This is a genomic window from Stieleria sp., assembly GCF_041595215.1.
GTDB classification, from domain to species: Bacteria; Planctomycetota; Planctomycetia; order Pirellulales; family Pirellulaceae; genus Stieleria; species Stieleria magnilauensis.
In genome coordinates, this window is the sequence record NZ_JBFHKV010000124.1 from 1 (window position 1) to 12,240 (window position 12,240).

The 12,240-nt window shown below is 60.3% G+C and carries 8 protein-coding genes; 1 reads left to right on the forward strand and 7 read right to left on the reverse strand.

Translation table 11 applies throughout. From position 1 onward, the window contains the following. Positions 1-420 precede the first annotated feature (420 nt). The 7 genes from ABX749_RS07215 to ABX749_RS07245 all read right to left on the reverse strand — a co-directional run bounded on the left by ABX749_RS07215 (position 421) and on the right by ABX749_RS07245 (position 11,179). Positions 421-1,755 (reverse strand): ABC transporter permease, encoded by a 1,335-nt coding sequence (locus tag ABX749_RS07215; protein ID WP_145212428.1) that lies wholly within the window; start codon positions 1,753-1,755, stop codon positions 421-423. 1 nt (position 1,756) lies between these two features. Continuing rightward, entirely contained in the window at positions 1,757-2,578 is an 822-nt protein-coding gene (locus ABX749_RS07220) for an ABC transporter ATP-binding protein (protein WP_372895378.1), read from the reverse strand. A gap of 7 nt (positions 2,579-2,585) precedes the next feature. Continuing rightward, positions 2,586-4,430 (reverse strand): efflux RND transporter periplasmic adaptor subunit, encoded by a 1,845-nt coding sequence (locus tag ABX749_RS07225; protein ID WP_372895379.1) that lies wholly within the window; start codon positions 4,428-4,430, stop codon positions 2,586-2,588. Between the two features lie 344 nt (positions 4,431-4,774). After that, positions 4,775-5,491, reverse strand: coding sequence for a biotin/lipoate A/B protein ligase family protein (locus tag ABX749_RS07230; RefSeq protein ID WP_372895380.1), 717 nt, complete (start codon positions 5,489-5,491; stop codon positions 4,775-4,777). 8 nt (positions 5,492-5,499) lie between these two features. Continuing rightward, positions 5,500-8,955 (reverse strand): ABC transporter permease, encoded by a 3,456-nt coding sequence (locus tag ABX749_RS07235; RefSeq protein ID WP_372895381.1) that lies wholly within the window; start codon positions 8,953-8,955, stop codon positions 5,500-5,502. Between the two features lie 286 nt (positions 8,956-9,241). Continuing rightward, positions 9,242-10,213, reverse strand: coding sequence for an HlyD family efflux transporter periplasmic adaptor subunit (locus ABX749_RS07240; protein ID WP_372895382.1), 972 nt, complete (start codon positions 10,211-10,213; stop codon positions 9,242-9,244). Positions 10,214-10,453: 240 nt separating this feature from the next. Further along, positions 10,454-11,179, reverse strand: a complete 726-nt coding sequence (locus ABX749_RS07245) for a nitrogen regulation protein NR(II) (RefSeq protein ID WP_145212416.1) — start codon at positions 11,177-11,179, stop codon at positions 10,454-10,456. 143 nt (positions 11,180-11,322) lie between these two features. Between ABX749_RS07245 and ABX749_RS07250 the strand changes: the two genes are divergently transcribed. Then, on the forward strand, positions 11,323-11,862 hold the full coding sequence (locus ABX749_RS07250) for a hypothetical protein (RefSeq protein ID WP_372895383.1): 540 nt from the start codon (positions 11,323-11,325) through the stop codon (positions 11,860-11,862). The last annotated feature ends 378 nt before the right edge of the window (positions 11,863-12,240 follow it).

Below are 12,240 nucleotides of genomic sequence, written 5' to 3' on the forward strand. Positions count from 1 at the left end.
AAAAGAACACCCACCGATGGCAGCGCGAACCCACGGATGACACGGTGAAAAAAATCCGTGGGTTCGCGCTGCTATCCGTGGGCTCAGTGGTGATCCCTTTTTCGTTCGATAAACGTAACCCTAAATCCAAATCTGGACGGTGCACTCGACGGAGATGAGCACCGCGGCACGTCTGGGAACCGCCTGGTTGCTTGTTGGTCGTGCCAGCGACAACCCTCGGAAGAAATACCCACGGATGGCAGCGCGAACCCACGGATGATGGGAAGCAAGAAATCCGTGGGTTCGCGCAGCTATCCGTGGGCTCAACGGTGCCCCTTTTCCGCTCCGCAATCGCAACCCGAAATCTAATCTGGACGAAGCGTTCGACAACCACGTGCGGCAGGCTCCTCCACGATGTGGAGCGAGCAACCTCGGGCTGTCCTACTCGTGCCGCAGGGCTTCGATCGGGTTCATCCGCGCCGCTCGGATGGCGGGGTACAACCCGCTGACCAAGCCGACCAGGACGGCGATCAGGACTGCCAACGGAATCGTTTCATAAACGATCGTCGGTTTGGCTTCGCGAATCGCATCGGGCAGGGCGGCGAACTTGTCCGGGAATCCTTCGCGGACGATATAGATCATGCCCTCGTACATCGCCGGGCCGAGAAACCCGAGCAGGATGCCGAGCGCGGCGCCGCAGAAACTGAGCACCAACGTCTCGACCAGGAACTGACGCACGATGTCGACACGTTTGGCGCCCAACGCCCGGCGAATTCCGATTTCGCGTGTTCGTTCGGTGACGCTGGCCAACATGATGTTCATGATCCCAATCCCGCCGACGATCAGCGAGATACAGGCGATCAAGATTCCGATGCCCAAAAACATCAATCTCAAATTCCGTGCCTGTTCGAGCAGTTCCAGCGGAAAGACGACGGCAACGTCGCCCATCTTGGCATGGTTTCGATCCAGCAAACGTTCGATCATCGCCGCACTGGAACGCACCTCGTCGACGCTGCCGACTTGCAAGGTGATCTGATTGAGTTCCATGATTTCGATTTGGAACTGTCCACTCCGGCGGGTCACGATGCGGTCGCCGACACGGCTGCGAATCGTTTGGATCGGCACGTAAACGTCAGACGAAAAATCCTGTGAATCGAGCGATCCGCCGATGGCCGCGGAGGGATTGCGGGGTTCCAAGACACCGACGACGCGGTAGTAATCCTTGCTTTCGGGAATGTAAACGCGTTTCCCCAGCGGGTCTTCGAAAGGGAACAACCGTTCGGCGACGCCGGCGGAAATGACGCACACGGTATCGGCGAGAATGCCATCGGCATCACTCAAGAAACGGCCGCCGCGGTTTCGAATGGCCAGCGTGTTGACGTCGGCGTAGCCGGGCGTGCAACCGACCAGACGTCCGTCGATGGTGCGATCACGAAACGCGAATTGACGCCGGATCTCGCGGATCGGCACGGCGGTCTTGATCGTCGGAACGCTGGCCAGAATGGTGTCCAGGTCGCGTCGCAGCAGACCGTACTGACTGGCGAACCCGCCGGCGGCCAGTTTTTCTTCCGGCGGTTTTTGGCTGCGAACAATGATCGTGTTCGCACCGAGCGATTCAATTTGTTTCTGAACTTGATCGCTGGCACCCTGGCTGACCGCGGTCAACAGGATGACGGCCCAAACACCGATCAAGATGCCGAGCATGGTCAATCCGCTGCGGAGCGGGTGGAGCGCGAGGCTTTTGACCCCGAGTCGAAGCGTGCGGAGCCAAATCATCTTAACGGTCGCCCTCTTTCAACAGTTGCTCGACATGCTTGCGTTGGAAATCGCGAGCGGCATTGCGGGAGTCTTCCGTGTTGATTTCGTCTTTGTGCAATTTTCCGTCTTTCAATCGCACGACACGTTTCGCCCGCGCGGCAACGAAGTCTTCGTGGGTGACCAAAATAATGGTTCGGCCTTCCTCGTTGAGCTGATCGAAAATCGTCAGGATTTCTTCGGTGGTAACGGAGTCCAGGTTTCCGGTCGGTTCGTCGGCGAGCACAAAGTACGGGTCGTTGACCAGCGAGCGAGCGATCGCGACGCGTTGCTGCTGTCCACCGGATAATTGCGTGGGCCGGTGATCCAGGCGATCACCCAAGCCGACGCGTTCGGCCAGTTCGATCGAACGGGCGCGTTCCTTGGCTCCGATGTTGCCTTGGTAATACAGCGGCACCTGAATGTTCTCGACGACACTGAGCTGTTGGATCAGGTTGTACGATTGAAACACGAACCCGATCCGTTGGGAACGGATCTCGGCGAGTTCATCGTCAGTCATCTTGGCGATGTCATCGTCGCCGAGCATCAGCGACCCCTTGGTCGGTTTGTCCAGGCAACCGAGCAAGTTGAGCAGCGTACTTTTTCCGCTTCCCGACGGTCCCATGATGGCGACGTAATCGCCTTCGGGAACGTCAAACGAAACGCCTCGCAGCGCTTTAACGGTTTCACTTCGGAGCACGTAGTGCTTTTGCAGGTTGCGAATCGAAGTGGCCAGGCGTTTGGGCGTGGTCGCGCCCGCACTCGGATCGGCCTCGGAGGACCGGTAGGCATCAGTCATCGACATGTCCGGATCAACCTCCCGCCCGCTGGCGGATCATTGTCATGATCTCATCGCGGGTGACGGCACCGTCGCCGTCGCTATCGGCGGCGGAGATGCGGTCACGGAAGTTGGCGTCGATCGAACTGAGTTCCTCCGCGGAAATCGTCCCGTCGCCGTCTTTGTCGCCGCTTTCCATCATGCGGGCAACGATCGTCGCCGGGTCGGGACGGCCACCGCCGCCGCCGCCGCCGCCACGTCCTGCGCCACCGGGGCCACCGCCACCGGCGCGTCCCGCACCGCCGGGGCCGCCGCCTTTGCGTCCACCACCACCACCGTCTGTCGGTCCGTCTTCGATCTTGATGGGTTTGGCATTGGGGTCGACATCGGCGATCTCACGCATTTCGCTGTTGTCGTCGGCGGAGACTTCGGGCAGCTCCATCAAGTCCAGGTGCTGACGCAGATTGAGTACCACTGATTCGCCTTCCTTCAGGCCTTCTTCAATCGTTGCCATCGTGTCATTGGTTGCACCGATGGAGACTTTGGTCGTTCGGAACGACTCCGGTCCTTCTTTGACCAACGCGAACATACGGTTGTCGTGTTCGTAGAGCCCTTGGATGGGCATCTGAATTGCGTCTTCGAGTTGCTGGACGAAGATCTGCACTTCCGCGGTCATCCCGGTGCGGATGTTTTCGGGGGGATTCAAGATGTCGATCAACACGGCGTATTCCTTGATGCCCGAGCTGGTAAAGCTACTCGGTTCGGCATAGCGATTGACCTTCGTCACCCGGCCTTTGAGGGTCAGCCCGGGAATCGACGAGACGGAGATCTTGACCGCCATGCCTTCGCGGATCAGCGTGATTCGTGACTCGTTGACTTTGCTTTTGACCTGCATCTTGGTGGGGTCGGGCAGATAGATGATCTCCTGGCGTTCTCGGACCGACGCCCCGGCTTCGACCACAAACTCGGCGTTCCCACCGCGGCTGCTGTATTTGTTGGCGTGCACCACGACGCCAGACGCCGGAGCCGTCAGGATGCAATTTTTGATCTGTTCTTTGGTGTCGGCCAATTGAATCTGCTGTTCCAGCAGCTCGCTTTCGTAGGCGGTCAACTGGGCCTGGGCAGATTCGATATCGCTATCGAACTGGACCAGCATCTTTTTCTTGGTCAGGTTCTGGAGCACACGTAGCCGGCCCTCGGCGGCTTCGAGTTCATTGCGAGCCTTGGCGACGGCGAACTTGTCGGCATCGAGCTGCAGCGACTTGATCAGCCCCTTGGCGACCAATCGCTGGCTGCTTTCAAGCGCCTTTTGGGCTTTGACCAGGTCTTGTTCGGCGATCAGTTTTTCATTTTGGATCGCACGTTCGTCGGTCATGTAGACGCCTTCCAGGTATTCCTGGCGGGCGATTTTGGCTTGCTCGACCTGGGCCTTGGCGGTCGTCACGTTCGCTTCGGCCGCGATCACGCGAATCTTGTCTTCGTTGAGTGTCTGTTCCAGTTGAGACGAATCCAGCTCGACCAACTTGTCGCCTTTCTCCACTCGCGCGCCCTCATCGATCACCCACAGGATCGAGGTGCCGCCGGTGCCGCTGCCCCGCGACTTGACCAAGCAAACCACGGCAATGTTGCTGCTGCTCTCGATTTCACCTTGTTCGAGCACGATGTGATCGAACGGGCCCTTGACGACGTTTGCCGTGATCAGCTCGCCGGACTTGCTCCCTTCGCCGTTGCCATAGAACAGCGCGTATACGATTCCACCGAGAATTCCGGCAACCACCAAACAGGCGACGACGGCTCCAAGTGCACCGCCTCGACGCGGACGCAGTGGCGAAAAACGGGAAAACGACGTGCTCTCAGCGGGGCGCGGGTTCAATTTCATTAGAAAACCGTAGAAACGGAGGGCAGGATGTCTTTGGGGGCGGGATGTCAAAGCACACAAGCCGGATGCGAGAAGGGGGCCATCTGTTGAAACCCTGGTTTCGCCAAATGGTTCCGCTCCCATCCAAATTTCAGCCATGAACATGTTCCAACGCATGCGGTCTTGCGGGGCGTCGACCGCCGAACCGGGCCGACGTGTCAGGGGGCAAGACGTGGCTTGGGTGGGCCGAGAACGGCAAGCGGCGAGCGACAGGCCAACGCCTCCGACCACAACGGCCCCACATGTTAGTCTACTCGGGTGACAAAGGGGACAATGCCAAAACTTGTCGTCGACCGGACGAAATTTCAGTGCCGGAAACGCCAGTCTTCGCAACTGTAACGTTTTGACACCAGCTCAACCGCTCGCGCCAGGATGGGGTCGGGGATCTGGTCCGGCAGCGGCTCGAACCGTTCGGCGAAATCGAACTGTGCGGCCAAGTCATCGGCCAGCATCGCAGGGTCCAGCGGAACATTGGTGAGAAAGGACTGGTGGTCACGGCCGTCGCGATAGTCGGGCTGGCGCGGTGCGAAATCCAAGCACCGCGCCACGTTTTCCAAATCGGCCGCGTATAACACGGTGCCGTGGTAGAGCACGTGGCTTCGTGTGACCCGCAACGCATTGCCGGAAAACTTGCGGTTCCGCCAGGTCAAATCGCAAATCCCCTGCAGCCGGATCTCGGGCAGCTGACGTTGTGCCGCCGCCAGCACACGCTGCATCACAAACGTGTGGGCTTCGTCGATTTTGGCGAGATGGGGCGAATGCTCCAGCGACAGCACGACACTGTACATCAGACAACCCGGCCCGCCGACGATCGATGCCCCTCCGCTGCAGCGGCGATAGATCCCGATGCCGTGGCGATCACAGTGCTCGCGGTCGGTCTCGCGATCCACCTTGGACGATCGCCCCAACACGACCGTCGGACTGGAAAACTCCCAGGTCCGAAAACTGGGACCGATCACGCCTGATTCGGCCCCCAGTAAAAACGCCTCATCCAAGGCCAGCAACATCGCAGGGTCCAACACGGTTCCTCTCACGTTCCCCTCAACGATTGCAACAGCGGCATCCGGACGACCTTCATCGCCGCCACCAGTCCCGCGAGGAGTCCGAAGACGACGATCGCGAGCACCACGACGATCGGTTCGAGGATCGGTGGCCGCACCCCGCCCGTCAGGGCATGGGGCAGCACCGCGACGACCGCACAGGCCACACCGCAACCGATGCCGATCAACAACAGGGACGCGGTTTCGCCCATCACCATCGCCGCCAAGCGGACTTGGGTGAACCCGATCGCCCGCATCACGGCAAGCTCGTTGCGGCGCTCGAGTACATTGCGCAATTGTGCGATCGCCAACCCGACGGTGCCCAACAACAGCCCCAGTCCGCCCAGGCTTTGGAACGTCCTCAGGTACGTGTTCTGAACCGCCATCATGCCGCTGAGCACTTGGCGGGCATCCGAAACATCAAAACCGATGTCGCCCAATCGGGTTTCCATGGCTGAAGCAATCGCGTCGGAGTCTTGTTCATCGGTGTTGATCAACACGTAGCGATAACCGCTGATCTCCGGAAACGAGGCTTCGAAATTGGCCTCCCCCACGATCAGCCGACCTTGCAACAGGGAGTTTTCGAGCAACCCGACAACCTCGAAGTGAATCGTGCGGTTGTCATAGAGAAACGCCTTACGTTCCCCGATCCCCTTGATCATCTGCAGGCTCCACATCGCCGTGTTCTGATCGACGATCATCGGAATCGGATCGTCTTCGCTGCCACTCGCTTTGCGGCCGAGTAGCGACCACGCCGTTTGGCCTTCGGCGTCAGGAGCGGCCGAGGCGTAGAAGCGAAATTTGCCGAGTGATTCGGCGGCCTGATCGGGCACGCCCAGCACGGTCGGCTCGGTGGCTTGGTAGAGATTGTTGCAACTGGCGTCCTGCCCGCTGCGGACACGCAGCGAAACAATCGTCGCCGACGAGACGAGTTCGGCGTCGTTTCCCAACAGCCCCCTTTGAACGTCGGGGTCGGCCAGGTCTTCGTACAACGGCTGGGCGGTCTCGGCGACCAGGTCAAACCCGCCGGTGCCTTCATCGGACGGTTGCAACCGAAACGCGGTGATCGCGACGATCAAAAACGACGCGGTCGCCATCAATCCGATCGTCAACGTGCTCCGCAGCGGCGCCCGCGTCGAATTGCTGCGGGCCAGTCGGCCGAGTGAATAGCCGGGGGCGGAATCGTGATCGCGTTTGGATTTGCGCAGCCCTTCATAGACGAGCATCAGGATGGCGATCAACAACAACATGCCACCCCCGACGAATCCGCCGGCGGCGGTTTGGCCGCCCGACATCGCCCCTGCGATTCCCGCGCCGATCGCCATCACGAACAACCCGATCGCAATCCGACGCGGCCACGAACTGACGTCTTTCTCCGCCTGGACTTCATCCGATGCGTCCGCGCCGCGCAACAATGTGACGGCCTGGTTGTTCAGCATCGATCGCAGCGTCCACCACAACGTGCCCGCTCCGATCAACAATCCGATCAACCCGCCGCCGACAAGACTTTGCGGCGTCGCATGGAACGTCAGAAAGGGAACGGTGACCGCGCCGACCCAGTAGGTCCGCAGCGCCGCCAAGACCGCATGGGCGTAGCCGATCCCGCCGGCAACCCCCAGCAACACGCCGATCAACGCAATCACCACGCCTTCGCCGAGGAACAAACGTGAGACCTGTTTGCGCTGCAATCCGATCGCCATCAAAGTTCCCAGTTCACGGCCGCGGCGGACCAGGCCCAAACGGAACAACATCGCGATCAACATCACGGCCGAAAAGATCACGAAACAGCTGAGCGCCAGAAAGAGCCCATCAAACGGCGTGGTGCCTTTGGACGCGGCCAGTTGATCTGCGCGGATCGGACGCGGGTGCCAACCGAGTTCGGGCAAGACGGGTTGCAGCGCCGCGACGATCTGTGTTCGCAACGCATCGACGTCAGCGGCAACCGCCGGATCGATTCGCAAGCCGGTCGTTTCACCGAACCGGCTGCCGAACAAGCGTCGCCCATCGGCCAGCGGAATGAACGCCTTGGGAGTCAGCCGGTGGTTCTTCCAATAGTCATCGTCTGCGGCCGGCACGTCGCGGGTCAATTCGAACGGCGTGTCCCAATCACTCATCGAATCTTGATCGGTCACGCCGGGGACCGTGGGGGTCAAATTCGGATCGTTGTAGCGCGTCGGTTCACGGTCAAACACCGCCGGACGGCTGCGGAAATAACGTCTGGCCGGCTCGGTGATCGGCACGATCCCGCTGACGACGGCCTGAAACGTGCGCTCGATTTCCTTCCCGTTTTCGACTTCCGGTTCGAAGTAGGCGATCCGAAGACTGGCACCCACGTCGACCCCGAGACGTTCGGCGGTCCAGGAGTTGATGACCATCGGGACGACGTCGTTTGCCGGATCTGATTCGCCGAAATCCAGTGGCAACTCGGGCGACGAATCGATCGCCGTGATCGTGCTGTAGGTCACCGTCGCGGATGCTTCTCCGCGGTCATCGAGTGTTTCGATGGCGTTGGCCAGGTAGGTCATCGCCGGTGTCACCGAGCCGGTCGGCAATGCAGCGGTGATGGCTTCGACTGCGGTGTCGTCGAGCATCAAGCGATCGCTGGTGAGGCTGTAGTAATCAAAAATCGTCTTGTCTTGAAAGGTCTTGGTGACCCGTTCCAGTTGCAGCCCCAAGTCCGACAGTCCCACGTGAATCTTTTCGGGATCGATCGTGACCGACGCCAACGCGATGTTTGTTTGTCCTTCACGCTCCAGGACTTCGCCGATGACATCCCGCGACAGGAACACGTTCTTCGGCGCCGCTTGGGCCGGCGAAAGTGAGAACCGCGCCAACCCGCGATCGGGCAGAATGTCGACCACCGTCAGCCGCGGGATTCCCTCGGTTTGAACGTCACGCCGACCGAGCGGGCTGTCCGCCGGCACCGCCTGTTCGACCGGTAAACGCACCGTGACCTGGTCTCCGATTTGAACGCCCAGTTCGACCGCCAACGCTTCGGTCAAGACGATGGTGTCATCACCCGGCATCGTCTTCGGCGCGATGCCGGAAACGTCCAGATCCCAGAACGACTCGTCACATCCGATCGTCTGGACCGCACCGGCACGGCGCGAGTCGGCCGATCCGACGGTTTCAATCACCGCGCGGTCGAACAACAACACCGTCGCCAATTGCGAGGGATCCACGCCCAGGGTCGTCGCTGCGTTCTCGGCGGAAAAAAATCCGCCGGGGGCGAGCACTGAATCGATCTTGCCCAGTCGTTCGACCGTCAAACCACGCAGACTGCCTCGCATCGAATCGCCGACCAGCAAGGCGCCGACGATCACCGCGGTCGCGATGGCGACCCCCAACGCGACCGCCAACGACGTCCGCCAGTTGTAGCGGACGGCGGAAACAACCATCGAACCGGCACTCAATCGGGCAGGCGCGGCGGGAGGCGGTGGGTTCATCTCAGGCTTCGTTGCGGTTCGAGACATCCGGACAATTCAATGCGGTCGATTGTCCGTCAACGAAGGAGATGTTGCAACGCGTCTGGAGGGGTGGGGGAAGGAGGTGGCGGAAAAACGGGTGGGTGGGGGATGCTGTGGGAAGACAAGAAAATGGGTGACAGGAAAATCTCAAAACTGAAAACTGAAAACTGAAAACTGAAAACTTGAAACTTGAAACTTGAAACTTGAAACCTGAAACCTGAAACCTGAAACCTGAAACCTGAAACCTGAAACCTGAAACCTATCCCTACTCCACGACCAGCGCGCCCGAGGCGCCGGAGCCGATCTTTCCGTCGGGGTTGTCGACGGTTGCCCAGAGGCGGACTTGGCCGGTGACGGGGTGCATTTCGGGGGAGACGAAGGTGACGCGGCCGCGAAGGGGCTCGCCGTCGTTTGCTCCGGCGGGCGTGAATTGGACGGCGCGTCCGACCAGTTGCGGGCCGTGCTTCTTGCCGTCGACAAAGCCTTCGACGCGAATCGGGTCCAGCGAAAGGATGCGGACGATCGGCTCGCCGGCTTCGACCCACTCGCCGGGTTGAACGTCGATTTCCGCGACCATGCCTTCGACACGCGTCCGCACGGTGTGTTGCTCCAGCCGAGTCTGTGCGATCGAAACGGCGGCTTGTTTTTCAACCGCGGCGGCGGCAGCGACCATCAATTCGTGTTGAGCTTGCTCGATCGCCAACGCAGCCTGATCGACCTTCAAGCGGATTTCCTCCAGCTCAAAATCGCTGACCGCACCCGGATAGGCTTGGTTGGCCAATCGGCTCTGCTGCATCTCATGCTCGCGGACTTGCAAGGTCCGTTTGGCGTATCGCAAGTTGACGTCGTTGTCGCTTTCCAAGCGAGCGGCGTCCAAAGCGGCTTTGGCGGCGACCAATTCTTTTTCCGCCAAGTCTTCTTGCAAACGGATCAGCACCGCATCGACTTGCACCTGATCGCCTTCCTGCACGTCGACCGACGAAACGACGCCCGGCAGCGGCGCGGCGATGAATGCGTTCTTGATCAACGAGGTCTGGGCGTCTTCGATCACCAACGCATCCGATGGTGACTCGGCGTCTGCATCGACTTTCGTCTCGACGTCGCTCGATTCGTCGGTCTGTGCCGAGACGCTGGAAGCGGAGAGCATCAGCAGCGGGGCGATCGAGAGTGCGAAGACGGCGATCCAGATCACCGAACGAAACGAAAGCGGCCGGGGGCGAGGGATCGTCAGGGACATGGAAACGCTCTGGGTCGTCGGTAGCAGATGGATGTCGCGCCGCGCTAGGTCACAAATCAATCACGCGGGTCGGAAAATCAAACTATTTCAGCGGACCGAAGAAACAAGCGGCGGTGTTGCGCAAGTCGTTCGGCCGCTGTCCGATCGAACCGGTCGTGCCGAATGTCGGGATTGTTCCCGTTTCGAAACCCGCATCGCGTTCATCGTGTCGAGTCACGCTCCACCGACGCGAGCAGCGTGTTAGACGATCCGTTTGAGCACGGGGAACTCGAGCGTGAACTTGGTTCCCCGTCCGACTTCGCTTTGCACGCTGATGCGGCCGCCGTGGGCTTCGATGATTTTCCGTGCGGTCGGCAATCCCAGTCCGCTGCCGCCTTCCTTGGTCGTGTAGAACGGTTCGAACATGTGCATGATGGTGTTGTTGTCCACCCCGCGACCGCTGTCGATCAGATCCAAGGCGACGCTGGTCTGTGTGGAATAGGTTCGCGCCAACAGCTGTCCGCCGCGTCCGGTCGCTTCGAGCGCGTTTTTGACCAGATTCATCAGGGCGGCTTGCAGCGAGTCGCTGTGCAGCGCGATCGACGGCAGATCGCTGTCCAAATAACGTTTGATCTCGATGCCCCGCTGAGCCGCTTCGGCCTTGTAAGCGCGGAGCACGGTATCGACTTGATCGTTCAGTGATCCGGAAACCAGATCGATGTCTCTGAGCCGAGCGTAACGCAGGAAATCGCGCAGCAAGCCCTGCATCCGCTCGCACTGTTCACGCACGATATTGACCCGTTCGATCGACCGTCGGCTTTGCGGCGAGTTCCAATCGGCCAAATCTTCGCTCAGCAGGTCGATGTTCATGTGAATCACCGACAACGGATTCTTGATCTCGTGGGCGAGCGATCCGGCGAGTTCGGCGAGCTCTTCGTACTGAGCCCGCAATGCGTCGATGGGGGAGGTTTTCTCGTTGGAAGTCATTGCTGGCGGTCAGGGGCGAGGTCAATCGATGGGTGCGATGGTGGCGACCTTCGTCGGTGTCAGGTACGATTGTAACGATGGTCCCACTGCCAGATAGTCGGCGATGGATGCGGCCTGCCGTTTTACGCCGGCATTGAAGTGCGATGAACGATCTTGATGGCCAACCGCCCCCGCTGAACCCGTTTGCTCCGACCTCCCATCTCGGTTCGGTCGACTTTGACGAGGCGACATCGGGGGCCGCGGAGTTCTCGAATCTTCGCATCATTCTCTCGGTCATCGCCGCCGTGACGGGCTCGGGCGGACTGTTCGGGATCGTGCTCTCGGCGGTCGCCGTCGGATCGATCCAGTTGTTCGGTGGGATGTCGGAATTCGGTACCGATGTGCTGCCGCTTCTTTGGGCGGTTGCATTTGCGACGGCCGCCGGGCTGGTCATCGCCGGCGTCGGCTCGGCGATCTTGGTGCCGGTTTGTTTTTTGTTCGCCAGTGGCCTGAGACCGGCGGGAACGCCGCATTGGGATCGCAGATCGATCAACAAGTTTGGGGCCGTCTGCGGATTCCTCAGCGGCTGGATCCCGACGATTCTGCTGGTCGGAGCTGGGGCATCGAGCGTCTTGGTGGGGTTGATCCCGGCCGGATTTGCCGTGGTGGTGGCCCCGTTGCTGTTGCGCCGGCTGCTTCGCTAGTGTGTTGTCGAATGTTCGGAAAAGGGGGCAGGTACCAAAAATGCGAAGCACCCTTGGGCCATTTGGTTTTTGGTGCCTGACCCCTTTTCCGCTCGCCCCTGGCGGGAGGCGAATCCGAACCCCATCTGAACATCGGGCGTCTGAGTGACTATCGTTTCACTTCTCCGCCTGTTCCCTTTCCCCGTCGTTCCACCCCATTGTCAGCCGGTCCATGATCTGGGAAGCCTGGTTATCGCTCGCCGTTTCGCTCGGACTGCTGGCCAGTTTGGCCACCCGGATCGCATCGACCGACCTGTTGGCGATGGTGTTTTTGGCCGTCTTGGTGATTGTCCAAGACTTGACCGGGACGCCCAACTTGCCCAGTCCTGCCGAAGCGGT